This is a genomic window from Acinetobacter sp. ANC 5045 (assembly GCF_004331005.1).
In the GTDB taxonomy this organism is placed as follows: Bacteria; Pseudomonadota; Gammaproteobacteria; order Pseudomonadales; family Moraxellaceae; genus Acinetobacter; species Acinetobacter towneri.
Window position 1 is genome coordinate 383,404 of sequence record NZ_SJNS01000001.1, and the last position, 24,900, is coordinate 408,303.

Here is a 24,900-nt window from a genome sequence, read left to right on the forward strand (position 1 = left end):
ACTAGTACACTTTATTCCATTCATCAACCGTGCTCAAATCGGTTAAACTTACAGGGATTTTTAGCATGCCTAAAATACTGCTTTATCTCGGTAGTTTACTATTTATAATCAGTGTGTTAGTGCTAAACATTCCAAGTTGGCAACAATTTGATGTTGCCAGTGTGGAATTTTTAAGTACCCAGCGCACCGCACATTTGAATCAATTGGCAATCACACTTTCTGTATTAGGTGGCATGCCATTTGTATTATTTTTAACCTGCCTATGGTGTTTCTATTTGGCATGGTATAAAAAATACACAAAAATTGTTTTTATCAGTGTAGGACTGGTCGTAAGTATTGCGCTTTCATGGCTGCTCAAATACCTATTCGCGCGACCTCGCCCGCCTGGAGCATTGCATTTAGTGGAAACTTTTGGCACATCATTTCCAAGCGCCCATAGTTTCTATGCTGCAACTTTAGGTTGTTTGGTGATTTACCTGAGTTTGCAACATCCAGCGCATAAAATTTTATCTGTATGTGCATGGTTGTGGATGTTGCTGATGGGCATTTCCCGTGTGTATCTGGGAGTGCACTATCCTTCAGATGTCCTCTCTGGTTGGAGCATAAGTTTTATTTGGATCACATTGTGGTATCTGTTTTGCGCTCAATATCTGCAAGACAAACCAATATATAAGTTTAGATAAAAATCTAATAGAGGTGAAAGAATGATGTCTGCAAAGCTTTGGGCTCCTGCCCTGACTGCTTGCGCATTAGCCACAAGTTTAGCACTTGTGGGTTGTAGCAAAGATCCAAAAGATGCACAGCAAGCAGGTGCAGCTCAGCAAATGCCACCGACTGAGGTTGGCGTACTGGTGGCACAGCCACAAAGCGTGGAACAGTCTGTAGAACTGTCTGGACGTACCACAGCCTTTGAAATTTCAGAAGTTCGCCCACAAACCAGTGGTGTGGTTCTGAAACGTTTATTTACCGAAGGCAGCTACGTGCGTGAGGGTCAGGCGCTTTATGAAATTGACTCACGTACCAACCGTGCCAGTCTAGACAGTAGCCGTGCAGCACTCACCCGCCAGCAAGCGCAATTGAATGTGTTACGCATTAAAGAAGGTCGTTACCGTCAGTTGGTAGGCAGCAATGCAATCTCTAAACAAGAATATGATGACATTGTGGCACAGGTAAAACTTGCCGAAGCCGATGTTGCTGCGACTCAAGCAGAAGTACGCAATGCCGAAATTAACCTAGGCTATTCGACTGTACGTGCCCCAATTTCAGGGCAAACTAACCGCTCTACTGTGACTGCAGGTGCATTGGTTACGGCTAGTCAGGCGGAACCGTTGGTGACGATTCAACGCTTAGACCCAATTTATGTAGACATCAATCAGTCCAGCGCAGAGTTACTACGTTTACGTCAGCAATTGAGTCAAGGTAGTTTAAATAGCAGCAACAACACCAAAGTAAAATTAAAACTTGAAGATGGCAGCTACTACCCTGTTGAAGGTCGTTTGGCTTTTTCTGATGCCAGCGTGAACCCAGAAACAGGCACCGTGACTTTACGCGCCGTGTTCCCAAATTCAAATCATTTATTATTGCCGGGTATGTTTGCCACTGCGCAAATTGTGCAAGGTGTGATTCCTAACGCAATCTTAATTCCACAAGCTGCGATTAGCCGTACCCCAACAGGTCAGGCAATGGCAATGATTGTGAATGCCAAAGGTATTGTTGAACCGCGTCCTGTGACCACAGTTGGTACGCAAGGCAGCAACTGGATTGTGACTGAAGGTTTGCAAACTGGCGATAAAGTGATTGTCGAAGGTATTGCCAAAGTAAAACCTGAACAGCAAGTGGTCGCTAAGCCGTATCAACCGCAAGGCGCTGCTCCTCAAGCTGCACCTGCTGCACCAGCAAAATCGGGGGATGCCAAACCAGCCTCAGAAGCCCAAGCAACTGAATCAAAAGCTACTTCAAATACATAAGGAGTAGACGTTAATGGCTCACTTTTTTATTCATCGCCCCATTTTTGCATGGGTGATTTCATTGGTAATCATGTTGGCGGGGATTATTACCCTCACCAATATGCCAATTGCCCAATATCCGACCATTGCACCGCCAACGGTCACCATTGCTGCAACCTATCCGGGTGCATCTGCTGAAACTGTGGAAAACACAGTAACGCAAATTATTGAACAACAAATGAACGGTTTGGATGGTCTGCGCTATATTTCATCCAACAGTGCGGGGAACGGTTCTGCATCCATTACGTTAAACTTTGAACAAGGTATCGACCCAGATATTGCACAGGTTCAAGTACAGAACAAATTGCAATCTGCTACGGCGCTCTTGCCTGATGATGTGCAACGTCAAGGCGTGAAAGTGACCAAATCAGGAGCGAGCTTCTTACAGGTTCTCGCTTTTTATTCACCTGATGAAAGCCTGTCTGCCGATGATATTAAAGACTATGTTAACTCTAACATTTCTGAACCGCTGAGCCGTGTTGCAGGTGTGGGTGAAGTACAAGTCTTTGGTGGCTCATACGCGATGCGTATTTGGATGGACCCTGCCAAAATGGCGAGCTTGCAAGTCACACCAAGTGATATTGCTCAAGCGATTCGTACCCAAAACGCACAGGTTGCGGTAGGTCAATTGGGCGGCGCACCTGCAATTCAAGGTCAGGCTTTGAATGCTACAGTAACTGCGCAAAGCTTGCTGCAAACACCTGAACAATTCAGCAATATTTTTCTAAAAAATACCGCTTCAGGCGCTCAAGTGCGCTTGGGTGATGTGGCACGAATTGAACTTGGTGCAGACAACTATCAGTTTATTTCTAAATACAACGGCAAGCCTGCGGGCGGTGTCGCAATTAAATTATCTACAGGTGCTAACGCCCTAGATACCGCTGCTGCTGTAGAAGAACGCCTTAAGCAATTACGTCCTAACTACCCTGCGGGTTTAAAGGATGAGTTGGCTTTTGATACCACGCCATTTATTGAACTTTCAATTAAGAGTGTTGTTAAAACCTTAATTGAAGCGATCATTTTGGTCTTTATTGTGATGTTCCTGTTCTTGCAGAACTGGCGCGCCACAATTATTCCAACTATGGCCGTACCTGTGGTGGTACTGGGTACCTTTGCCGTGATCAATATGTTTGGCTTCTCGATTAACACCCTGACCATGTTTGCCATGGTACTGGCGATTGGTCTATTGGTCGATGACGCAATTGTCGTGGTGGAAAACGTAGAACGTGTCATGGTCGAAGAACATCTTGACCCTGTGGCGGCGACTGAAAAGTCGATGAAACAGATTTCAGGCGCACTGATCGGGATTACCTCGGTATTGTCTGCGGTATTCGTACCTATGGCATTCTTTGGTGGGACTACAGGCGTTATTTATCGTCAATTCTCAATTACGCTTGTGACTGCAATGGTGTTGTCACTGGTCGTAGCGTTGACCTTTACCCCTGCCCTATGTGCCACGATTCTTAAACAACACGATCCAAACAAGCCTGAAAGCAACGGTATTTTTGCGCGTTTCTTCCGCTGGTTTAACCGCAGTTTCGATAAGCTCTCGGTTAAATATCAAGGTGGTGTTAACCGCATGACGCATCATAAAATCTTCTCGGGGGTTTTATATGCAGTGGTACTGGGCATTATTGTGTTAGTGTTCCAAAAACTACCATCATCATTCTTGCCTGATGAAGATCAGGGCGTGGTGATGACATTGGTACAACTCCCACCAAATGCAACTTTGGAACGTACAGATGCCACTATGACCAGCATGACCAACTTTTTCAGAGAAAATGAAAAAGAGCATGTGCAGTCGGTATTTAGTGTTTCAGGCTTCTCTTTCTCAGGTGTTGGTCAAAACGCAGGTATGGCGTTCATTAAGTTAAAAGACTGGAGTGAGCGTACAAGCCCTGAATCTCAAATTGGTGCAATTATCCAGCGTGGTATGGCACTGAACATGATTGTGAAAGATGCCACTTACATCATGCCATTACAGCTTCCGGCTATGCCAGAATTGGGTGTCAGCTCAGGCTTTAACTTGCAACTGAAAGATGCTGCGGGCAATGGTCATGAAAAACTCACCATGGCACGTAACATTGTGTTGGGTGAAGCGTCTAAAGACCCTCGCTTAATGGGCGTACGTCCAAATGGTCAGGAAGATACACCACAGTACCGTATTATTATTGACCAAGCGCAAGCAGGTGCGGCAGGTGTCAGCATTGCTGAAATCAACAGCACCATGGGCATGGCTTGGGGTGGTTCGTACATCAATGACTTTATTGACCGTGGTCGTGTGAAAAAAGTCTATGTACAAGCCGAATCTGATTCACGCATGATGCCTGAAGACCTGAACAAGTGGTATGTCCGCAACAACCGTGGTGAAATGGTGCCATTCTCTGCCTTTGCAACAGGTGAATGGATTTATGGTTCACCTCGTTTGGAACGCTATAACGGCGTATCTGCCAAGAACATTCAGGGTGCACCTGCGCCAGGTATCAGCTCTGGTGAAGCCATGCAAGCGATGGAAGAAATTGTCGCAAAACTTCCATCTATGGGCTTAAACGGCTTTGACTATGAATGGACAGGTTTATCACTTGAAGAACGTGAATCGGGCGATCAGGCACCATTCCTCTATGCACTGTCATTACTGATTGTATTCTTGTGTTTGGCAGCCTTGTATGAAAGCTGGTCTATTCCATTCTCGGTGCTGTTGGTGGTACCGTTGGGTATTGTCGGAGCATTATTGCTCACCTTCGGGGGCATGATCTTGTTCAAAAACCCGAACCTATCCAACAACATTTACTTCCAAGTGGCAATTATTGCCGTGATTGGTTTATCAGCCAAAAACGCGATTTTGATTGTGGAATTTGCCAAAGAGCTACAAGAAAAAGGTGAAGACCTGTTTGAAGCGACCTTGCATGCTGCAAAAATGCGTTTACGCCCAATCATTATGACCACTTTGGCCTTTGGTTTTGGTGTATTGCCGCTTGCACTTTCATCAGGTGCGGGTGCAGGTAGCCAACACTCAGTAGGTTATGGTGTGTTAGGTGGTGTGATTAGCTCAACCTTGTTAGGGATCTTCTTTATTCCTGTATTCTATGTCTGGATTAGAAGTATCTTTAAATACAAACCAAAACAACAAAATAATCAGGAGCATGTATCGTGATGCAAAACTTATGGTCGCATACAGGCCGTGGTATTGCGGTTTCTGCCCTCGCGCTTGCTTTGACAGCTTGTCAAAGTATGCGTGGGCCAGAGCCCGTCGCTCAGGCAAGTATTCCAAGCAGCTATACTGCTGCTGCATCGGGTACTTCAGTGGCTGAACAAGGTTATAAAGATTTCTTTGCCGATCAACGCTTATTACAAGTTTTGGATATGGCATTGAACAATAACCGTGATTTACGCACAGCGACGCTGAATATCCAACGTGCCCAACAAGCCTATCAAATTACCGAAAACAACCAGTTACCTACCATTGGTGCTAGCGGTGGCGTACTGCGTCAAGACCAAGGTACTGCTTTAGGCACACACACACGCTATAACGTTGGTTTAGGTGTAACTGCCTACGAACTAGATTTTTGGGGTCGTGTACGCAGCTTAAAAGACAATGCATTAGATAACTTCTTGGCAACTCAAAGCTCGCGTGATGCCACACAAATTGCCTTGATTGGTCAGGTGGCGCAAGCATGGCTCAACTATTCTTTTGCCAATGCCAATTTAAAACTGGCAGACCAAACCTTAAAAACACAGCTTGAGTCTTATAACCTCAACAAAAAGCGTTTTGATGTCGGCATTGATAGTGAATTACCTGTCCGTCAGGCACAAATTTCAGTTGAAACTGCACGTAATGATGTCGCCAACTACAAAACCCAAGTCGCGCAAGCACAAAACTTGCTGAACTTGTTGGTGGGCGAACAAGTTCCAAGTGCGTTATTGCCAACGCAGCGTGTGACGCACATTACCAAAACTACCGCAATTGGCGCTGGCTTACCAAGTGACTTGCTGAATAACCGTCCTGATATTCGTACTGCAGAGTATCGACTGTCGGCTGCGGGTGCCAATATTGGTGCAGCAAAAGCACGTTTATTCCCAAGCATTAGCCTCACGGGCAATGCAGGCTATGCATCAACTGACTTGAGTGATTTGTTTAAATCGGGCAGTTTTGTTTGGGCAGTAGGCCCGAGCATCGACTTGCCAATTTTTGATTGGGGCACACGCCAAGCCAACATCAAAATTTCAGAAACGGATCAACAAATTGCTTTGGCTGACTATGAAAAATCAATTCAGTCTGCATTCCGTGAAGTGAATGATGCTTTGGCAGTTCGTCAAAATATTGGTGATCGTTTAGCGGCACAAAAACGCTTGGTTGATGCGACCAATACCACTTATAAATTATCTAATGCACGCTTCCGCGCAGGCATTGACAACTATTTAACCGTGTTGGATGCACAGCGTACGTCTTATGCAGCAGAACAAGGTTTATTGTTGTTGGAACAAGCCAATTTGAACAATCAGGTGGAGTTGTATAAATCTTTGGGTGGCGGTGTGAAAGCCAATACTTCAGATGCCACATCACAATCTGCATCATCGGCAGAACGTAAAGCGCAATAAGTCTTTGCGTCTACCTTAAATTTGCTGCTTAACAGCTCAGATATAAAGACTAAATCAGCTCACTTCGGTGGGCTTTTTTATTGCTTTTTGCAAGCACATTTCATATCTTCAATACGTCTTGTTTTTAAATATTAGAATCTTATGTTGCTTAGTAATCTTGAATCTGTACCAGGTCATCGTATTTCACGGCAAATTGATGTGGTCTATGGCAGCACCGTACGCAGTAAGCATGTGGGGCGTGACTTCTTGGCAGGACTCAAAAATATTGTCGGTGGTGAATTAACGGCTTATACCGAATTACTAGAAGAATCACGCCAAGAAGCGATGGATCGTATGATTGCTAAAGCACGTGGTTTAGGTGCCAATGCTATTGTTGGGATTCGCTTTTCTACTTCAAATATCGCTCAAGGTGCTTCGGAATTGTTTGTTTATGGTACAGCAGTGGTGGTCGAGGCAGATATTCCTAAACTTCCAGACCCATTTCCAGCATCACACTAAAGCAAAGATTATTGAACAGGAATAACATCACATGGATAATTTAATTCTGCAAATTGTTGTCTTTGCGATTTTATTTGCCGTAGGCTTTGGTTTTGGGCGACACAACGAACGCAAACATTTCAAATATTTAGCCGAGCAAGAACTGCGTTTAAGTTATATTCAGCTTGATAATAACCGCTTCCAGACCAGTCCCAATTTTGGGCAATTGATACACAGCAATGTGGTCATTTCTCATGATTATTTTAAGTTTGTGATTGCCAATATTCAGAACTTCTTTGGCGGGCGCTTGACCAGTTATGAAAGTATTGTCGAGCGGGCGCGTCGTGAAGCCATCGTCCGTTTAAAATTAGAAGCTGAAAAAATGGGCGCAAATCATATTATGGGGCTGCGTTTAAGCACCACAGAATTGGGGATGCAAGGCGGCATGGTCGAAGTCTTTGCTTATGGAACGGCGGTTCAAAATAGTGTTAGTCAATTCTCTGCAAAACGCTGAGTACATCTTTCAGCGTTTGTAAAGAATTTAGTATAAATACTGATCTCGAGAAGGCTGAGGAATTTGATATTGCCGACCATCAAATTTTAAAGTGAAACGCTGTTGAGTAGACACTCGTTTAGTTTCTTTGCAATTTTCTAAATCGCCCGACATTTCATAATGTTGAATACGATCACGTAATTGCATATCAAAATATTGTCGAGTTGTATTTCGCAAGATCATTAAAATAGCTTTGCTTTCTATTACTTTGGCATTACAACGTGTATCGGTTTCTGCCTGATAGCGCGCTACGATTAAGCCGTTTAAAATTTTCTTGTTATGTTGTAAATCATATAAATCGAGTACTTGCGCCGAAAAAGGATTGGCACTTGAACGTCCTGCATAATTCCTTCTTAAACCAATTGCCCTTAAGCTTTCAGAAACTTGATACGGCGCCAAATCTAAATGGATAGAACGCAGTTCAATTGCATCTGAAGGCAAAAGCTCTTTCACGTGATAGATTGAATGAAGCTTTTGCGTTTTACTATTTACGGTTAAAAAAGTCAGCTGATAATCATCTACAGGTTGATCATCTTTTGTCTGAGTTTCAGCATAAGCAATTAAAGTTTGTTCAGTAACATTGGGGAAATCTGCACAAGCCAAAAAGTCCTCATTCACTGTGGTTGTATTTGTGTGCTGTCGTAAAATCTTTTCAATATATTCAGGTTGTTTACACAACGAATCATCGTTTGTTTGTAATTTGGCAAATGTCGTTTGAGTCATCCCTAAGAAAGCGAAAAGCCACGCGCTGATAAAAAAAACCTTTCATTATTAAACGCATGGCTCATCCTTCTTTTTGTTTTTATTATTTTATTTTGAAGTCACTTTGATTAAAAATTACTTCACTTTGGTTTTACGAATCATTTTATATAAAGTACTTGGCGATAAACGCGACACCAACACGCCCAGTTTTTCTTTAGCACCCCCGACCACGATATATTCATCGCCTGCCATGAGTGCTTTAACTGTATTTTTAGCAAAAACATCGGCATCTAAACCATTTTCAATGGCTTCATCTTGATGTCCTTGTGGTTTGCCTTCACCATTCAACGCATTAAAAGACACATTGGTATTCACAAATCCTGGGAAAACAACTGAAACCTGTACGCCCTGCTCCGCTACTTCGGCACGCAAACTATTCGCCCACATGTGAATGGCACTTTTCGCTGCAGAATATGACGCGCGATATTGCGTACCCAATAATGCTGCAACACTAGATACAAAAATAATGCGACCATGTTTTTGCTGTAAAAAGGTCGGCAAGACAGTTTTGGTCAGAAAGACCTGAGAAAAATAATCCACTTCCATAATGGTGCGTTCAGTCTGCATGGTCGTATCAGCAATTAAAGCGCGCTGACTTAAACCTGCATTATTAATTAGCCAGTCAATGCGTCCTTTACGTGCCAAAACTTGTTCATACGCATGTAACACCTGACTTTCATTGGTAATATCTGCACATACAGAAAGATGACGTTCAGGATTCAGCAAACTCACGCGTACTTTTTCAAGTTCTTCATAACGACGTGCGGTTAAAATCACTTGTGCACCTTGTAAAGCACACTCTTTTGCCAATGCCTTACCAATGCCAGAAGATGCACCTGTAATCCACACCACTTTATGTTCCAAGTTTTCCCGTTTTGCCATAACCGTTTGTCCGCGTTATTTAAAAATTTAAGTCATCAACATTTAAGTCTTAGGTTTTGCAGGATGCTGCAAAAACCCAAGAAAATGGTTTAAATATATCTCTGCACTTTCCAAATCGAATTGCGCACCCATTTTTTCTAGGCGTTTATACCCCAGTTGCGTAGTCAAATGAATCACGCCGTTTAAAGTTTTATCGACCACCAAATTAAATTTCAGCATTTTTTTCGGATCACGAATTAAATAACCCACGCCCTGATCAATAATTTGAGTAAACCCTTTAAATGCAGGCGCAATACATGCACTGTTGCCCTGCCGAATTTGCTCAATACAACCCAACGTTTCTTTCATAACAATACTATCGACAGGATAAGTCACAAAACCTTGCCCTTCCTGCTGATACATCATGCTTGCCAGATAATTCACCATAGGCGTTAAGCGTTCATTGCCAAAAAACGACACCGACCATGGCATATATTTTTGCATGGTTTGTATGACTTGCTGAATAATTTTTTCAGATTCACCATCCAGTGAATGACTAGAACGTGACAATTCACCAAAAAGTTGCTCAATAATTTCACAAGAAATATCGGTCAGTACCGCCCCCAAAGCTTTAGATAAACTTTCCGATTCACCTGCATTGAGTTGTTGATGAATGTGTTGAAATCTTTGATATGTTTCTGGTTTTAATTTTAAAGATACAGCATAAGTCATAACTGAACTTGCCTATTTTGACCGCATTGATGTGTTTTCATCTATTTTAAAATCCATTGCTTAAACCCAGTTTAAAACAGTGTTACAGGCAACGGAGAACTTGAAGTTTTTATCATACTTGTCGCCCATCATACGATGAGTTTGCCCAACTGCCAATTGCGATAAGTTTGGCTGAGTTGAATCTCGCTTAGCGGGCAATTTTTTTGCTACAATAGTTGCAATTTTTTATTCACTTTTAACCTGTTCTTACTATGACTGATTCAGCGCAAAATATTGCTACAACCTACGATCCTACCGAGATCGAGAAAAAATGGTACAAGACTTGGGAAGAAAACGGCTACTTTAAGCCGTCTGAAAAAGGCGAATCATTCTGTATCATGATTCCGCCGCCAAACGTCACAGGTAGCTTGCACATGGGTCATGGTTTTAACAACGCCATTATGGATGCCCTCACGCGCTTTAACCGTATGTCGGGTAAAAATACCTTATGGCAACCGGGTACAGACCACGCGGGTATTGCCACACAAATGGTAGTAGAGCGTCAATTGGGCGCGCAAAATATCAGCCGCCATGACTTAGGTCGTGAAAAATTCATCGAAAAAGTCTGGGAATGGAAAGAACAATCTGGCGGTAACATTACCCGTCAAATCCGCCGTTTAGGTTCTTCGGTAGATTGGTCACGTGAACGCTTCACTATGGATGAAGGCTTATCGAATGCGGTGAAAGAAGTTTTCGTGAAACTACACGAAGAAGGTTTAATTTACCGCGGCAAACGCCTTGTAAACTGGGATCCAAAATTACAAACTGCCCTTTCTGACTTAGAAGTTGAGTCGGATAAAGAAGAACAAGGTTCATTGTGGCACTTCAAATATTTCTTTGAAGATAAATCACTACGCACTCACGATGGTAAAGATCACATTGTAGTGGCAACCACTCGTCCTGAAACATTGCTGGGTGATACTGCGGTTGCGGTTGCCCTTGATGATGAGCGTTACTCGCACCTTGTTGGTCAAAACATCATCCTCCCAATTACAGGTCGTGCCGTTCCAATCGTAAAAGATGAGTATGTCGATAAAGAATTCGGTACAGGTTGTGTAAAAATTACCCCTGCACACGACTTCAATGACTATGAAGTGGGTAAACGCTGCGAATTGCCAATCATCAATATCTTCAACAAAAATGCTGAAGTATTGGCTGAGTTTGAATATATTGCGAAAGCAGGCGAACAAATTTCTAAAACCATTCCTGCACCTGCAGACTACATTGGTTTAGAGCGTTTTGAAGCACGTAAAAAATTAGTTGAACAAGCGGAAAGCGAAGGTTGGTTAGATCAAATCCAACCGTACACCTTGAAACCACCTCGCGGTGACCGTTCGGGCGTAATTGTTGAGCCATTATTGACCGACCAATGGTATGTCAAAATTGCACCGTTGGCGCAGCCTGCAATTGAAGCGGTGCAAGATGGTCGCATCAAGTTCGTGCCTGAACAATACAGCAATATGTATATGGCGTGGATGAACAACATTCAAGACTGGTGTATCTCGCGTCAATTGTGGTGGGGTCACCGTATTCCTGCTTGGTACGATGCTGAAGGCAATGTTTATGTAGGTCGCAACGAAGAAGAAGCTCGTACGAAAAACAATATCTCTGCCGATGTTCAATTAAACCAAGACGAAGACGTACTGGATACATGGTTCTCCTCTGCACTTTGGACATTCTCGACCTTAGGTTGGACGGGTGATGCCAAGAAAGATGCAGAAAACTACTTCTTAAATACCTTCCACTCCACTGATGTATTGGTGACAGGTTTTGACATCATCTTCTTCTGGGTGGCGCGTATGATCATGATGACCATGCACTTCATGAAGAATGAAGATGGCACGCCACAAGTACCGTTCAAAACAGTTTACGTTCACGGTTTGGTACGTGACAGCGAAGGTCAAAAAATGTCGAAGTCTAAGGGCAACGTGCTTGACCCATTAGACTTGATTGATGGTGTTGATCTTGAAACTTTAGTACAGAAACGTACGACGGGTTTGATGAACCCGAAACAAGCAGCGAAAATTGAAAAATCGACCCGCAAAGAATTCCCAGAAGGGATTCAGGCTTATGGCACAGACGCGGTTCGTTTTACCTTCTGCGCATTGGCAAATACAGGTCGTGACATCAAGTTTGATATGAAACGTGTGGAAGGTTATCGTAACTTTGCCAACAAAATTTGGAATGCTACCCGTTTTGTATTGATGAATGTTGAAGGTCAAACGGTTGGTCAAGAGGCACGTCAAGACCTTTGGGAATTGCCTGAACAGTGGATTGTGAGCCGTTTACAAAAGGCAGAGCAAGCTGTTCATCAAGCGTTTGCAACTTACCGTTTAGACTTGGCTGCGCAAGCGATTTATGACTTTATCTGGAATGAATACTGCGACTGGTATGTAGAGCTAACCAAACCTGTTCTGAATGATGAGTCTGTTTCTGAAGAACGCAAAGCCGAAGTTCGTCGTGTATTGCTTGCGGTGATGGAAGCTTCTTTACGTCTTGCTCATCCAATCATGCCGTACTTAACTGAAGAAATTTGGCAAACCCTTGCGCCAATGATTGGCTTGGGTGGCGAAACCATTATGTTAGCAAACTACCCTGTTGCAGATGAAGCCAAAATCAACGAACAAGCCGAAGCAGATATGCAATGGCTACAAGGTTTGATTGGTGCGGTGCGTAACATTCGTGGTGAAATGGGTCTAGGTAATGCACGTTTATTGCCTGTACTTTTACAGAACACGACTGAAGCAGAAAAAGCACAAATTTCTCGTATTGAACCGTTGTTTAAAGCATTGGCGAAAGTTGAAAGCATTACCTTCTTGGCAGATGGTGAACAACCACCATTGTCTTCTTCTTCTGTAGTCGGTCACGTGTCTGTATTCGTTCCAATGAAGGGTTTGATTGACCCGAAAGCAGAATTGGGTCGTCTACAAAAAGACTTAGACAAGGTTCAAAAGCAGCATGACCAAATTGCAACTAAACTTGCAAATGAAGGTTTTGTGGCGAAAGCCCCTGCGGCTGTGGTTGAAGGCGAGAAAGTGAAACTTGCTGAATTTGCAGATCAGTTAGCGAAAATTAAAGCGAATATGGAGCAGATTGCAGCGCTTTAATGTGTTGTTAGTTTGATCTAAAATCCCCTCAATTGAGGGGATTTTTATTTAGTCATCTTCCCAATCAAACTCATCATCCCAATTGATATGAGAAGAATCATATAAATAACGAGTAAAATTAAATTCATCCAAGTTTGCATAAAATTGAATTAGCTTGTTCACTTCTTGATTAACTATATTTTCTTGCTCTAATTTTAATTTAGGTAAATGTATATCATGGCGACCACTTTCAGCTGCGAAAATATTACCTTGATCATATATTGCTTCTGTCTTGTAATTACCTTTTGCTAAATCATAACCAAGATACTGAGCAAATTTTTGCCATTTCCATGCTTCAATCAAATTATTCTCTTTTAATTCTTTGATTTCATCAAAACTATCACAGACGATTCGATCGAATATTTCTCTCAGGCATCCTTCATCACCACGTTTTGCTAATGCCAATTCTATATCTGATGGATAAGTTGAATAACTATAGTTCTCTATATCTTCATCAACGTCTTCATAATCATCATTATCTCTAAATTGGTAAAGTTCTAGCTGAGCAGGAAAACTTCCTAAATCAGCAGCTATTTTCAAATACTTTACATAGTTCTCTTTATATTCATCATTCTGTTCTTTTTCTTGAATAAAATAATCTAAGTCTGGCTTCCAAGTTGGACTAATTTCTTGACCTTGCAAATATCTATGATACAGATAGTTCATATCTTTATTTTGTTCATCAAAATCATTTTCACAATCACTATAAAATTGTGCAATCAAATATGGATAAATCGAATATTCAGGAAACTCTATAAAAGTTTTTTTTAGGCGGGTTAGTACATTATTTCGTATTGATTCATCATCTAGGGCTTCTCGAACAAGCTTACTAATTTCTTCAGCTGTTAAATATAAAAAATGATAATCTGAAATATATTTTTGAAACACTGGGGCTACAGTAAGTGATATATTTAATTCCCCCACAACGTTCTACAAACAACTCTGCATTCAATTGATCATCTATTGAATCTATATAAATTGGGTAAGAACTTAGTTTTAAACTATTAAATTTTTTAAAACCAAAAAGTGCTGCAACTATTTCATTTATATGAGAACGTTTAATCTCTATATTATGAGATTTAATAGCTTGTTGGATTTCAAAAGCTAATGTGCTAATAGTAGACATGTTTATCCTTAAAATTGTTTCTTAGAATCAAAATTGGACACACGTTTAAACTTTTGAATCTAATAACGAAACAAAATAAAGAAAACATTTAAGAAGATTTGGTTACTCAATATAAGAATTGATTTGTCTTTTTTTACTCGTGTGTAAGTAAGGTGGACACCTATACTTCATAATAACAATCAAAAGATAAAAATCAAGTCTTTTATAACTTCCCAATTTTGCTTATTCCCAACTCAATGACCAAGCCAATCTCATGACAGTAAAAATCTACAATATACGGTTCAATCATCTACGGACGTCTAAATTTGAGCACCATAAAGCGTTTGCACTAAGTAGTTGCCACAGCAAATTTTCAGCATCCGTAGCAGCATGACGCATAGATTTGGCAAATTGTAATAGTTGTGAATTCATCTTCTGATTCATTATTTTTGTATTTATAGTTTTTAGGCAATATAACAAATTTCTATGTTTCTAAACCACTAAAATAATTGCAGTTCTTTACTCAAAACCACTATTTTACCCACTCAATTTAAGCATAGTATCAAGCATCAAAATAACAAAATAGACAATCTATGGATTGGTTCACCATCTTCATTCACGACACCACATGGACATTTGTTGCAGAATTAATGATTCGTGCTGCACTCATGTTTGGCATGATTATTCTATTTTTACGCCTCACAGGAAAACGCGGAGTACGCCAGCTTTCTATTTTTGAATTGGCCATTATTTTATCGCTCGGTTCTATTGCGGGCGACCCTATGTTCACTGAAGATTTACCCTTGGTACATGCCTTGGTGGTGATGACAGTGGTGATTGGGATGTATCGCCTGACCACATGGCTCATGATGAAATACCAACCCTTTGAAGATTTGATTGAAGGTAAATCGCTATATATTGTAGAAGATGGTGAATTGGTCTTAGAAAAAATTAAGTACGGTAAAATGTCGCATGATGAATTCTTTGCCGAAATGCGCCAACAAGGCGTGGAGCATTTAGGGCAAGTACGTGTTGGCTTACTAGAAAGTGATGGAAAATTCAGCATGTTGTTTTTTCATGGCGGTGCCACACGCTATGGTTTACCCTTATTCCCTAAAGCTTACCAACCCGTGAACCGCACAACTCCAAACACGTATTATGCCTGCATGTATTGTGGGCATGTCCGTTTACTTGAACACGCCAATGAAGTCTGTCCGCGTTGTAATCACCAACAATGGACACTGGCAATCAATACTGCATATCGCAGCTAGAATATGTTGATTTTAGCTGCAACACACCTCTATGCGACTTAAATTGTCGCAGGATTGTCATAATTTAACGTTATACTGCCTGCGCTGCCGAAGAGAAGCACTGAAAGCGCAAATAATAATTTTTGAAAATACAAAAACGAGGTCGGTATTGGCTTTAATGTGGATACCTTTTATACTCCAGCGACTCTTTAAAGGTCGCTTTTATTTTTTCCACGCAATGACTTTTTAACGTGGTTTAGGTCTGTCATCCTGTCTTGATGATCTACCTTGTTATTCAAGTGCTGATGATTGAACGCTTTTCGCAAGCTTTGCCCATTTCCAGATCAGTACAAAGCATAGAATCGCAACAATACAAATCAACAGTAAATAATTCGCGTAGCCTAAAGCATCGCCTAAGATTCCACTCAGGGTATAAAGTACCCCGCTCACAGTCGCCATAATCGCAACCTGAAATGTAAAATCAGTCCCTGCATATTGTTTACGACTGTACTGCATAATCAAGGTTAGCATCACTACAAGTAACATGGCAGAGCAAAAATCTTCCGCAGCATTAATGCTATAAATCAGCCAGTGTGCCACATCAACTTGCTGTTCATACAATTCAGCCAAATAAGCATAGGCCACTAAACTCAAAATTTTAAGCACAGAAAAAATGATGAGGGCATGCGCTCTAGACCACCATTTCAGCATCAACCCTGCGATGCCTGCACCCAACAAAGCGGCCATTGCTCCCAACATGGTCACATAAATGCCAATTTGAGAAAAGCTTAAGCCTAAATCTACCATTAAAGGTTTTAATAAAGGGCCAGCTAAACCATCGGCAATTTTAAAGCTGAGTAACACCCATAGCCATGCGTACAGTACAGGCGTTTCCACAAAATAGCGCAGATATTCACGAATCGCAGCAAGACGTGCGTGAAATGACATTTTACTTTGAGCTTGAACAAGCACTTGTTTAGCAGCATGTTGTGGCTCTTTAAACATTAAAATTGGCAAGGTATTTAAAAACACCAATCCCGCTAAAATTAAGAAAGTTTTTTGCCAATCTAGCCAATCCAATGCCCACAGAATTGCACCACCACCCACAATAAAGCCCAGTCGTGAACCAACCACCTGAAAGGTATTACCCCAATGTTGCTGTTTGGCTTGTAAAATATTGACCGCCAAACCATCGGTGGCAATATCTTGGGTTGCACCGACCAAATTCATGCTGAGCAAAGCCACAAAAAATACCCACAAATATATAGGATGATTTAAGGACTCAATCGGTAAAAAGGACAGCCCAATCAGCACCAAAACACTCAGCCACTGGCACGGCAAAATCCAGCTACGATAATGCCCAAAATATGAATGTCCAAAGCGATCTACCAATGGCGCCCAAAAAACTTTGATTGACCACGGCAGCATTAACAAACCAAAACCGCCAATGTGTGCCAAAGACACACCTTGCGCACGTAAAACTACAGGCAAGGCATGGGTCATAAAACCAACAGGCAAGCCCTGCGCCCAATACAGAGAAAATAACAACAAATAAGTTTGGCGCAAATTGGGCATAGCATCTCAATTTAGATATGGGCAAAAGATCAAAAAAACGCAGTACTACACTAAAATTTTGAATAATGGATTGTTATTTTTCATCACTTTCACATTCAGATTTCGACTATTTTGCCAATGAATCAGACAAAGCGAAAGTCTAATATCTTGAATAGATTTAGATTCATGCGTCATGATATTGGGTATTTATTGTTGTTAATCACGCACGTCAGGATGACATCGCATTCATGAAAATCACCAATCCTTTTGCACGCAGTGCACGGCAATTTCCACAGTTACCCGACCAAGTTCCACAACGTGGAACAGCCAGCAGTCGTGCTTTATTTAAAAATATTTTTTTGGCGCAAGGCTGGCAAATGGTGGGCGAATTTCCCAACTTGCCCAAAGCAGTTGCTATTATCTCACCGCATACGTCAAATATTGATGCGTGGCATGGTTTTACCGCCCTACTCGGTTTAGGTATTCAAATTACTATTTTTGGTAAGCACACTTTATTTGAAACCCCACTCAAGCCACTTTTAAACTGGATTGGGGTAATTCCTGTGGTGCGCCATTCTCCTCAAGGACATACCCAAGATATTATTGAGATTGTACGAAAAAAAGAAAAAATCTGGATTGGTATGGCGCCCGAAGGCACACGTAAACAAGCCGAAAATATCCGCAGTGGCTTTTACCATATTGCCTACGGCGCCAATATCCCAATTGTGATGTTCTCTTTTGATTATGCACACAAAACCATTCATATTTTGGGCGTGTTTCATCCTACGGGCGATTATGCTCAAGATTTAGATGCAATTTATACGCAATATCACGGCAAGTTTTCGGCTAAAAATCCACATTGGTTGGCAAAACCGTTACAAAAGCTTTTGAAAAAGGGCTAGTCAAAGTTTCTATTTTTTGTTCAGATGGGCGCAATATTCTTTGATCTAAATTTAGATTTGATATGCAACTGATTCGTTATTCTTTAGTGGGCGTACTAGCTCTAACTTTGGCTGGCTGCGACAAAACAACAAAAACACCGCCAAGCACCACACCTATCCAAGCACGTGAACCTGTAATTGCACTGGCGCTGGGTGGCGGTGGTGCTAAAGGTTTTGCACATATTGGCGTCATTAAAGTTTTAGAGTCTCACGGGATTAAACCCAAAATTGTCACAGGCACCAGTGCAGGCAGCTTTGTCGGCAGTTTATACGCCAGTGGTAAAAGTCCTTATCAGCTCCAACATATTGCCCTAACCTTTAAAGAATCCGACATTCGTGATTTAACCTTAAACCGTCAGGGTTTTATTGCAGGTCAAAAGTTACAAGACTTTGTCAATCAACACGTAGCCAATAAACCGATTGAAAAATTTCCAATTCGTTTTGCTGCCGTTGCCACACGTTTAGATAATGGACGTAAAGCCGACTTTATTAAAGGCAATGCTGGTCAAGCCGTACGTGCCTCTTGCAGTATTCCGAATGTTTTTGTACCTGCCACCATTGGCGGAACACAATATGTGGATGGCGGCTTGGTCAGCCCAATTCCCGTACAGACGGCTAAAGCGATGGGTGCCGACTTAGTCATTGCAGTGGATATTTCTGCACGTCCAACAGGCAATCAACCTGTCAGCATGTGGGGCTTACTCGATCAAACCCTCAATATTATGGGGCAGCAAAGCATCAATCAGGAATTGGCGCAGGCCAATATCGTGATTCAACCTAAAGTTGGACATATTGGTACTCTAGATTTAAAAGCCAGTAACCAAACCATTTTAGAAGGTGAAAAAGCCGCACAATTACAGGTCAAAGCAATTCTGCAAGCCATCAATAACTTTAAAAAATCACCTGCCGCGCTGAAACCTGCACCGCGTCCGAAATTTTAGGATTCAGTGATTTTTTAATATTCATAAACTTATTGATCTGTTAAAGTGATGAGAGCACATCTTTTTAAGTCGATGCGTTTCTCTAAGCAATTAGAATTAACCAATCGTAAAAAATACGCGAGTAGATGTATGGAATTCGTTCTTGAACCTTGGCACTGGTTTGTACTAGGCGTTCTGTTAATGCTTTCAGAACTGGTCTTGCCTGCGTTTGCCGCTTTATGGTTTGGCATTGGGGCAGTCATGGTCGGTATTTTATACTGGATGTTCCCCATGATGGGTACCACTACCCAATTGGTGATGTGGATTATCTTGTCGGTACTGTGTACCTTGGCGTGGTTTAAATTTATCAAACCCTTATCTACCGATAAAACCAAAGCAGGCTTGTCACGCGAAGCCACTATTGGACAAATTGGCATGGTCATTCAAACCAACTTAGAACATGATCAAATTAAAGTCCGTTTCCCGATGCCCGTACTTGGTTCAGACGAATGGAACTGCCGCACCGCAAGCCCTGTGCAAGTGGGAGATCGTATTCGCGTGATTGATATTTTGGGTAATGATTTGGTGGTGCAGCCGCATCACAGCGCACATGACAACGAAAAAGTGAGAAATTAAAATGTCTGGTGGATCTATTATTGTTTTAGCGATTTTAGCCTTTGTTGGAATTACCATTTTTAAAGGCGTGCGAATTGTTCCGCAAGGTTATAAGTGGATTGTGCAACGTCTGGGTAAATACCACACCACGCTTGCACCGGGACTTAACTTCGTCATTCCTTATGTCGATGAAGTGGCCTATAAAGTCACCACCAAAGATATTGTATTAGATATTCCATCTCAGGAAGTCATTACCCGTGACAACGCAGTTCTGCTCATGAATGCGGTAGCGTACATTAATCTCACGACTCCTGAAAAAGCAGTGTATGGCATTGAAAACTATACTTGGGCGATTCAAAACCTTGTTCAAACCTCATTGCGTTCTATTGTGGGTGAAATGGATTTGGATGATGCCTTGTCTTCGCGCGATCACATCAAAGCCAAACTCAAAGCAGCCATTTCTGATGATATTTCAGACTGGGGAATTACCCTTAAAACTGTAGAAATTCAGGATATTAAACCATCGCATACCATGCAGGCAGCTATGGAAGAACAAGCTGCAGCAGAACGTCAGCGTCGTGCTACCGTAACCAAAGCCGATGGTGAAAAACAAGCGGCTATTTTAGAAGCCGATGGTCGTTTGGAAGCTTCACGTCGTGATGCAGAAGCGCAAGTTGTATTGGCAGAATCTTCTCAACGTGCCATTGAAATGGTCAGCTCTGCGGTAGGTGATAAAGAAATTCCTGTGGCATACTTATTGGGTGAGCAATATGTAAAAGCCATGCAAGATATGGCGAAATCGAACAATGCCAAAACTGTGGTCTTACCTGCAGATGTCCTGAATACCATTCGTGGTATTATGGGTCGCAATAATCCATAAGCAAATCAGATAAACATCAAGATGATAGGCAGCTTTCAAGCTGCCTATTTTATGCCCATTCAGAAAAAAATCTGAAATATTTTTTAATGTATGGTTAAATTTCGCGTTTCTTGATGAAATCAGCACCGCAGATGAGATCTCTGCACTCACCAAATTGAGTGACTCACATCTAGCAGCGGTCTGTATTTTAATCGACTGTCCAAAACCCAAATGGATACTGTATGAGCGCACTCAACCCCACCATTATTACTTTCCTGTTTTATATTGTCGCCATGATTGTCATTGGTTTATTGGCTTATCGCGCGACTCGAAATTTCTCGGACTACATTTTAGGTGGTCGTCGTCTTGGCAGTTTTGTCACCGCACTTTCTGCAGGCGCATCCGATATGAGTGGTTGGTTGCTGATGGGCTTGCCCGGTGCCATTTATCTTTCAGGTTTGTCTGAAATGTGGATTGCCGTTGGTCTGATTATTGGCGCATGGCTAAACTGGCTTTTGGTGGCAGGTCGTTTACGAGTACACACCGAAGTACAGCACAATGCACTGACTTTGCCTGATTATTTTTCTAACCGTTTTAATGATCAAAGAAAAATTTTAAGGATTGTATCTGCCTGCGTAATTCTAATTTTCTTTGCGATTTATTGTGCTTCGGGCATGGTTGCAGGTGCGCGCTTATTTGAAAGTATGTTTGATCTGCCTTATAGCACTGCATTGTGGATTAGTGCTATTGCCACCATCAGCTATGTGTTTATTGGTGGTTTCTTGGCAGTCAGCTGGACGGACACCATTCAGGCTGGCTTGATGATTTTTGCGCTCTTGCTGACCCCTATCATTACCCTACTCAGCTTTTCTGACCTAAGCCAAGTCACACTTGCTTTAGAAGCGGCTCGTCCGCAGGCGCTGAATTTAGTCAGTGATTTAAGCTGGGTCGCGATCATTTCCCTCATGGCATGGGGCTTAGGCTATTTTGGACAGCCGCATATTTTAGTGCGTTTTATGGCGGTTGATTCAGTCAAGTCTATTCCGAATGCACGTCGTATTGGCATGACATGGATGACACTATGTTTAGGCGGTGCGGTGGCTGCGGGCTTTTTTGGTATCGCCTACTTCCAGCAACATCCTGAACTGGCAGGTGTGGTCAATGCCAACCCTGAAACAGTATTTATGGAACTGACCAAAATCCTGTTTAATCCGTGGGTGGCAGGTGTGGTACTGGCTGCAATTTTAGCTGCTGTGATGAGTACCCTAAGCTGTCAACTTTTGGTCTGTTCAAGTACTTTAACCGAAGATTTTTACAAATCGTTCCTGCGTAAAAATGCCTCACAAAATGAATTGGTGTGGGTCGGACGCGGCATGGTACTCATGATTGCGCTGCTTGCTATTTGGATGGCGGGTAATCCTGAATCAAAAGTCTTGGGATTGGTTTCTTATGCTTGGGCAGGCTTCGGTGCAGCATTTGGTCCACTAATCATTTTGTCTTTGTTCTGGAAACGCATGACTTTAAATGGTGCATTGGCGGGGATGGTTGTCGGCGCACTTATGGTTATTCTTTGGAAAAACCTTTGGGCAGATACAGGTATTTATGAAATTATTCCGGGCTTTGTCTGTTCTTGGATTGCGATTGTCGTAGTGAGTTTATTGGGCAAAGCGCCAAGTCATGAAGTGACAGACCGTTTTGAACAGGCCGATCAGCTATATAAAGAATCGCACTAAGCTGTAGATTGATCTGCATAGAGATAAAAAAGCAATTAAAAAAAACCAGTGCCTTGAATTGCACTGGTTTTTTTATGTCTAAAATTAGTTTTGGTGCACTCAATTCAAGTCAATGAATCGGTGGTTTTTTCTTTCTCTGCTGCGGCTTTTTTTCTTGCCTTACTAAACCGTTTGGCAGGCCAAACCATCATAAAACGTGCACCACCCAAGTTCGGACTCTGATCGACTTCAATTTTGCCACCAAACCAATAAGCAATGCGGCTTACAATAGACAAACCTAAACCATAACCACCTGAAGCACGGGTGCGGCTGTCATCTAAACGAGCAAAGGCTTCAAATACACGTTCTCGGTCTTGTTCGGGAATCCCCGGCCCATCATCTTCCACACAAACATAGGCCATGCCTTGTTCGTTAATACCGCCACTGATCAAGACTTTATGGTCACAGTAACGGACTGCATTGCCCACCAAGTTCTGTACCACACGGTGCAAGTAACGGCGTTCAGCTTCCACTTCCAAAGTCACAGGTGGTGCAAGCAACTGAATATCTTTTTGGGTTTTCAATGCTTCTGTTTCCGTAGCCACCTGCTCTAGCACTTCAACCAAAACGATCTTTTCAATTTCTAAAGATGGCATGCCCTGTTCAAGTTTGGCATAGGTCATGATCTCATCAATCAAGGTGTTTAAAGCCTCAATATCTTTATCAATCATTTCGACTTGCTGTAAGCGATATTCGTAATCATCTTCTTCTGCCAGCATTTCCATACCAAAACGAATACGTGCCACAGGCGTGCGCAGCTCATGCGATACAGCGCGCATCAGTTCACGCTGCGCTTCAATCAAACGCTGAATATGGTCAGACATGCTGTTATAGCTAGATGCCAAACTTGCCATTTCATCTGTGCCATCTACAGGCAAACGCATGTTTAAATCGCCCGATTTAGTACGGTTTAAGGCATAGTTCACTTGGCGAATCTTACGCTGCATAGGCAAGATCAGACCATAAACCCCCAAACTCAACATAAACATACTGAGCAAGGTAATGCCTGCTGCCAACTGGAATGGCATCCAGTTAAATAACGGCACAGGCCCTAAAACCAAGACTTCTGAGGGTGAATTTGGCATCGGTGACACAATCGAGATGGTTGTACCACGCACGGTGGCATTGTCACGATATAAAATAATGCTGTGATCGAGTCTTAAACGCCCAATCTGTTCAGAATCGAGTGGCAGTTCCTGAATATTTTTAATATTGACCGGATAAGAAAAGTGCTGCTGAATTTTGGCTAGATATTCTTTTTCCTGACCTGGGTAATACACCAAATAATCTAAAACAAAAATCGGCAAAGCTTTCATTTGCCGTTCTGTAATTTTATCTGCCTTGATATATAAATAATGATTTGGATCATCTTTCATACCCAAAATAATATAGGCAATCATATTTTCGGCATTATAGCGCACAGCCGCTTTACGTTCTTTAATCCGTCTAAGCTCTGCGCGCGACAAATCTACTTTGTCTGCCTGCACATAGTAGATGGGCAATTCCAGCAAATCGGATGCATCAGAAATCCAGTCTTTCTTTTGCTGTTCGTTTTGCTGTCGTGCAATCCCTTCACTAATAATATAAGCCATACCATCAGTTAAAGACTCACGATATTCTTGCGCACGCTGATAGTTGATGATTTGCACCAATAAGTACGCCAAAATGGCAACTACTGCAACTAAGATCACCAATCCTGCATATATGCGCAAGAATATACTGTGTTTAAGCACAAAATCCGTCCTATGTGACTTATTTTATATGTGAGCCAGTATTTGACTCAGAAAAAAGCGTATTACATGCCGTTGGTTTCTTTAACGAACAAATAACCTTTACTGCGCACAGTTTTAATACGTTTTGGATTTTCAGGATCATCGCCAATTTTTGGACGAATACGTGAAATACGCACGTCAATTGAACGGTCTTGACCATCATATTCAATGCCGCGTAGACGCTCAAAAATATCTTCACGAGATAAAATACGCCCTGCATTTGAAGCCAATAACCATAACAAGTCATATTCTGCGCTGGTGAAATCAACCAATTCACCATTTAAAGTCACAGAACGGCCACCGTTATCAATCACTAAATCATCAAATTCAATGCGCTGTGCCACTTCATCTTCAGTCACTTTGTCGGTACGGCGCAATAAAGCACGAATACGCGCCAACAACACACGCGGCTGCACAGGTTTTGCAACATAGTCATCTGCACCCATTTCCAGACCTAGCACCTGATCCATATCTTCAGTACGCGCAGTCAGCATTAAAATCGGTTGATGATAATGTGGACGAACTTCACGACAAATGGTTAAACCATCGGCACCTGGTAACATCACATCAAGCACCACAAGGTCGGGCTGCTCGGCAATAATACGGCGAATCGCGCGGTTGCCATCTGGTTCTACCCCAACTTCCAAACCATTGCGAATTAAGTATTCCTGCGTAAGTCGTGCAAGGCGTTCATCATCTTCAACAATTAAAATTTTTGGTAACTTTTCTTCTTGACTCATAACCTGTCCCTTTATTGGATTCGACCTATCCTTTTAAAATCTGAGAGATAGGTCTTGATATAATTTGCAATATACACACGTTTACATTGTAAACAAGATACTGTTCACCAAACTGATACATCTGCGTATTATTTTGTTATATTTTTATTAAGCATTGAATTTATAGCACTTTTCTAGTTTTGGTGATTTTCAAACAG

General features: G+C 42.0%; 21 protein-coding genes and 1 pseudogene. 13 read left to right on the forward strand and 9 right to left on the reverse strand.

Annotation, left to right across the window (positions count from 1 at the left end; all coding sequences use genetic code 11):
• The first annotated feature begins 65 nt into the window (after positions 1–65).
• The 6 genes from E0H79_RS01980 (at position 66) to E0H79_RS02005 (ending at position 7,596) form a co-directional block, all read left to right on the forward strand.
• The gene (locus E0H79_RS01980) at positions 66–683 is read left to right on the forward strand and encodes a phosphatase PAP2 family protein (protein WP_131260691.1); all 618 of its coding nucleotides are present in this window, start codon (positions 66–68) and stop codon (positions 681–683) included.
• 21 nt (positions 684–704) lie between these two features.
• Complete coding sequence (locus E0H79_RS01985) at positions 705–1,967, forward strand: efflux RND transporter periplasmic adaptor subunit (protein WP_004972282.1); 1,263 nt, start codon at positions 705–707, stop codon at positions 1,965–1,967.
• Positions 1,968–1,980: 13 nt separating this feature from the next.
• Positions 1,981–5,160, forward strand: coding sequence for an efflux RND transporter permease subunit (locus E0H79_RS01990; protein WP_131260692.1), 3,180 nt, complete (start codon positions 1,981–1,983; stop codon positions 5,158–5,160).
• A complete protein-coding gene (adeK, locus tag E0H79_RS01995) occupies positions 5,160–6,605 on the forward strand; it encodes a multidrug efflux RND transporter AdeIJK outer membrane channel subunit AdeK (RefSeq protein WP_131260785.1) in 1,446 nt (481 codons plus the stop codon). Before E0H79_RS01990 ends, adeK begins: the two co-directional genes overlap by 1 nt.
• 141 nt (positions 6,606–6,746) lie before the next feature.
• Positions 6,747–7,103 (forward strand): YbjQ family protein, encoded by a 357-nt coding sequence (locus E0H79_RS02000; RefSeq protein WP_004972285.1) that lies wholly within the window; start codon positions 6,747–6,749, stop codon positions 7,101–7,103.
• Positions 7,104–7,134: 31 nt separating this feature from the next.
• Entirely contained in the window at positions 7,135–7,596 is a 462-nt protein-coding gene (locus E0H79_RS02005; protein WP_131260693.1) for a YbjQ family protein, read from the forward strand.
• Positions 7,597–7,623: 27 nt separating this feature from the next.
• Here E0H79_RS02005 and E0H79_RS02010 read toward each other — a convergent pair whose 3' ends face one another.
• The 3 genes from E0H79_RS02010 to E0H79_RS02020 all read right to left on the reverse strand — a co-directional run bounded on the left by E0H79_RS02010 (position 7,624) and on the right by E0H79_RS02020 (position 9,990).
• Positions 7,624–8,358 carry a hypothetical protein gene (locus E0H79_RS02010; RefSeq protein WP_131260694.1) on the reverse strand — a complete coding sequence of 245 codons (735 nt, stop codon included), beginning with the start codon at positions 8,356–8,358 and terminating at the stop codon, positions 7,624–7,626.
• Positions 8,359–8,472: 114 nt separating this feature from the next.
• Positions 8,473–9,279, reverse strand: coding sequence for an SDR family NAD(P)-dependent oxidoreductase (locus tag E0H79_RS02015; RefSeq protein ID WP_004972288.1), 807 nt, complete (start codon positions 9,277–9,279; stop codon positions 8,473–8,475).
• Positions 9,280–9,321: 42 nt separating this feature from the next.
• Positions 9,322–9,990, reverse strand: coding sequence for a hypothetical protein (locus E0H79_RS02020; protein WP_004972289.1), 669 nt, complete (start codon positions 9,988–9,990; stop codon positions 9,322–9,324).
• Positions 9,991–10,241: 251 nt separating this feature from the next.
• On the opposite strand from E0H79_RS02020, the gene E0H79_RS02025 reads away from it, so the two are divergent.
• A complete protein-coding gene (locus E0H79_RS02025) occupies positions 10,242–13,136 on the forward strand; it encodes a valine--tRNA ligase (RefSeq protein ID WP_131260695.1) in 2,895 nt (964 codons plus the stop codon).
• 48 nt (positions 13,137–13,184) lie between these two features.
• Here the strand turns inward: E0H79_RS02025 and E0H79_RS15475 are convergent, their stop codons facing one another.
• The 3 genes and pseudogenes from E0H79_RS15475 to E0H79_RS15485 all read right to left on the reverse strand — a co-directional run.
• Entirely contained in the window at positions 13,185–14,063 is an 879-nt protein-coding gene (locus tag E0H79_RS15475) for a hypothetical protein (protein WP_228258756.1), read from the reverse strand.
• The gene (locus tag E0H79_RS15480; protein WP_228258757.1) at positions 14,014–14,301 is read right to left on the reverse strand and encodes a hypothetical protein; all 288 of its coding nucleotides are present in this window, start codon (positions 14,299–14,301) and stop codon (positions 14,014–14,016) included. Before E0H79_RS15480 ends, E0H79_RS15475 begins: the two co-directional genes overlap by 50 nt.
• Positions 14,302–14,512: 211 nt before the next feature.
• Positions 14,513–14,724, reverse strand: a pseudogene (locus E0H79_RS15485) (endonuclease domain-containing protein); the annotation flags it as partial.
• Positions 14,725–14,873: 149 nt separating this feature from the next.
• Between E0H79_RS15485 and E0H79_RS02040 the strand changes: the two are divergent.
• Entirely contained in the window at positions 14,874–15,551 is a 678-nt protein-coding gene (locus E0H79_RS02040; RefSeq protein WP_131260696.1) for a YetF domain-containing protein, read from the forward strand.
• 270 nt (positions 15,552–15,821) lie between these two features.
• Here E0H79_RS02040 and E0H79_RS02045 read toward each other — a convergent pair whose 3' ends face one another.
• The gene (locus E0H79_RS02045; protein ID WP_131260697.1) at positions 15,822–17,105 is read right to left on the reverse strand and encodes an MFS transporter; all 1,284 of its coding nucleotides are present in this window, start codon (positions 17,103–17,105) and stop codon (positions 15,822–15,824) included.
• Positions 17,106–17,332: 227 nt separating this feature from the next.
• On the opposite strand from E0H79_RS02045, the gene E0H79_RS02050 reads away from it, so the two are divergent.
• The 5 genes from E0H79_RS02050 (at position 17,333) to putP (ending at position 22,152) form a co-directional block, all read left to right on the forward strand.
• Positions 17,333–17,986, forward strand: a complete 654-nt coding sequence (locus E0H79_RS02050; protein WP_004972299.1) for a 1-acyl-sn-glycerol-3-phosphate acyltransferase — start codon at positions 17,333–17,335, stop codon at positions 17,984–17,986.
• Positions 17,987–18,048: 62 nt separating this feature from the next.
• Entirely contained in the window at positions 18,049–18,966 is a 918-nt protein-coding gene (locus E0H79_RS02055) for a patatin-like phospholipase family protein (protein ID WP_096902052.1), read from the forward strand.
• 129 nt (positions 18,967–19,095) lie between these two features.
• Positions 19,096–19,581, forward strand: a complete 486-nt coding sequence (locus tag E0H79_RS02060) for an NfeD family protein (RefSeq protein ID WP_131260698.1) — start codon at positions 19,096–19,098, stop codon at positions 19,579–19,581.
• Between the two features lies 1 nt (position 19,582).
• The gene (locus E0H79_RS02065; RefSeq protein WP_131260699.1) at positions 19,583–20,440 is read left to right on the forward strand and encodes an SPFH domain-containing protein; all 858 of its coding nucleotides are present in this window, start codon (positions 19,583–19,585) and stop codon (positions 20,438–20,440) included.
• 221 nt (positions 20,441–20,661) lie between these two features.
• Positions 20,662–22,152, forward strand: coding sequence for a sodium/proline symporter PutP (gene putP, locus E0H79_RS02070; protein WP_004972313.1), 1,491 nt, complete (start codon positions 20,662–20,664; stop codon positions 22,150–22,152).
• 104 nt (positions 22,153–22,256) lie between these two features.
• On the opposite strand, the gene bfmS is transcribed toward putP, so the two are convergent.
• Both bfmS and bfmR read right to left on the reverse strand, forming a co-directional pair.
• Positions 22,257–23,924, reverse strand: a complete 1,668-nt coding sequence (gene bfmS / locus E0H79_RS02075; protein WP_131260700.1) for a sensor histidine kinase BfmS — start codon at positions 23,922–23,924, stop codon at positions 22,257–22,259.
• Positions 23,925–23,986: 62 nt separating this feature from the next.
• Entirely contained in the window at positions 23,987–24,703 is a 717-nt protein-coding gene (gene bfmR, locus E0H79_RS02080; RefSeq protein ID WP_096902057.1) for a response regulator transcription factor BfmR, read from the reverse strand.
• Between the last annotated feature and the right edge of the window lie 197 nt (positions 24,704–24,900).

Bases quoted from the DNA above. Each gene is read 5' to 3' on its own strand.
- E0H79_RS02045 (WP_131260697.1), bottom strand. From the start codon at position 17,105: ATGCCCAATTTGCGCCAAACTTATTTGTTGTTATTTTCTCTGTATTGG.
- bfmR (WP_096902057.1), bottom strand. From the start codon at position 24,703: ATGAGTCAAGAAGAAAAGTTACCAAAAATTTTAATTGTTGAAGATGAT.
- E0H79_RS02025 (WP_131260695.1), top strand. From the start codon at position 10,242: ATGACTGATTCAGCGCAAAATATTGCTACAACCTACGATCCTACCGAG.
- E0H79_RS01990 (WP_131260692.1), top strand. From the start codon at position 1,981: ATGGCTCACTTTTTTATTCATCGCCCCATTTTTGCATGGGTGATTTCA.
- E0H79_RS15480 (WP_228258757.1), bottom strand. From the start codon at position 14,301: ATGTCTACTATTAGCACATTAGCTTTTGAAATCCAACAAGCTATTAAA.
- E0H79_RS01980 (WP_131260691.1), top strand. From the start codon at position 66: ATGCCTAAAATACTGCTTTATCTCGGTAGTTTACTATTTATAATCAGT.
- putP (WP_004972313.1), top strand. From the start codon at position 20,662: ATGAGCGCACTCAACCCCACCATTATTACTTTCCTGTTTTATATTGTC.
- E0H79_RS02040 (WP_131260696.1), top strand. From the start codon at position 14,874: ATGGATTGGTTCACCATCTTCATTCACGACACCACATGGACATTTGTT.
- E0H79_RS02020 (WP_004972289.1), bottom strand. From the start codon at position 9,990: ATGACTTATGCTGTATCTTTAAAATTAAAACCAGAAACATATCAAAGA.
- E0H79_RS02055 (WP_096902052.1), top strand. From the start codon at position 18,049: ATGCAACTGATTCGTTATTCTTTAGTGGGCGTACTAGCTCTAACTTTG.
- E0H79_RS02010 (WP_131260694.1), bottom strand. From the start codon at position 8,358: ATGACTCAAACGACATTTGCCAAATTACAAACAAACGATGATTCGTTG.
- E0H79_RS02060 (WP_131260698.1), top strand. From the start codon at position 19,096: ATGGAATTCGTTCTTGAACCTTGGCACTGGTTTGTACTAGGCGTTCTG.
- E0H79_RS02000 (WP_004972285.1), top strand. From the start codon at position 6,747: ATGTTGCTTAGTAATCTTGAATCTGTACCAGGTCATCGTATTTCACGG.
- E0H79_RS02015 (WP_004972288.1), bottom strand. From the start codon at position 9,279: ATGGCAAAACGGGAAAACTTGGAACATAAAGTGGTGTGGATTACAGGT.
- E0H79_RS02005 (WP_131260693.1), top strand. From the start codon at position 7,135: ATGGATAATTTAATTCTGCAAATTGTTGTCTTTGCGATTTTATTTGCC.
- E0H79_RS02050 (WP_004972299.1), top strand. From the start codon at position 17,333: ATGAAAATCACCAATCCTTTTGCACGCAGTGCACGGCAATTTCCACAG.
- E0H79_RS02065 (WP_131260699.1), top strand. From the start codon at position 19,583: ATGTCTGGTGGATCTATTATTGTTTTAGCGATTTTAGCCTTTGTTGGA.
- E0H79_RS01985 (WP_004972282.1), top strand. From the start codon at position 705: ATGATGTCTGCAAAGCTTTGGGCTCCTGCCCTGACTGCTTGCGCATTA.
- adeK (WP_131260785.1), top strand. From the start codon at position 5,160: ATGCAAAACTTATGGTCGCATACAGGCCGTGGTATTGCGGTTTCTGCC.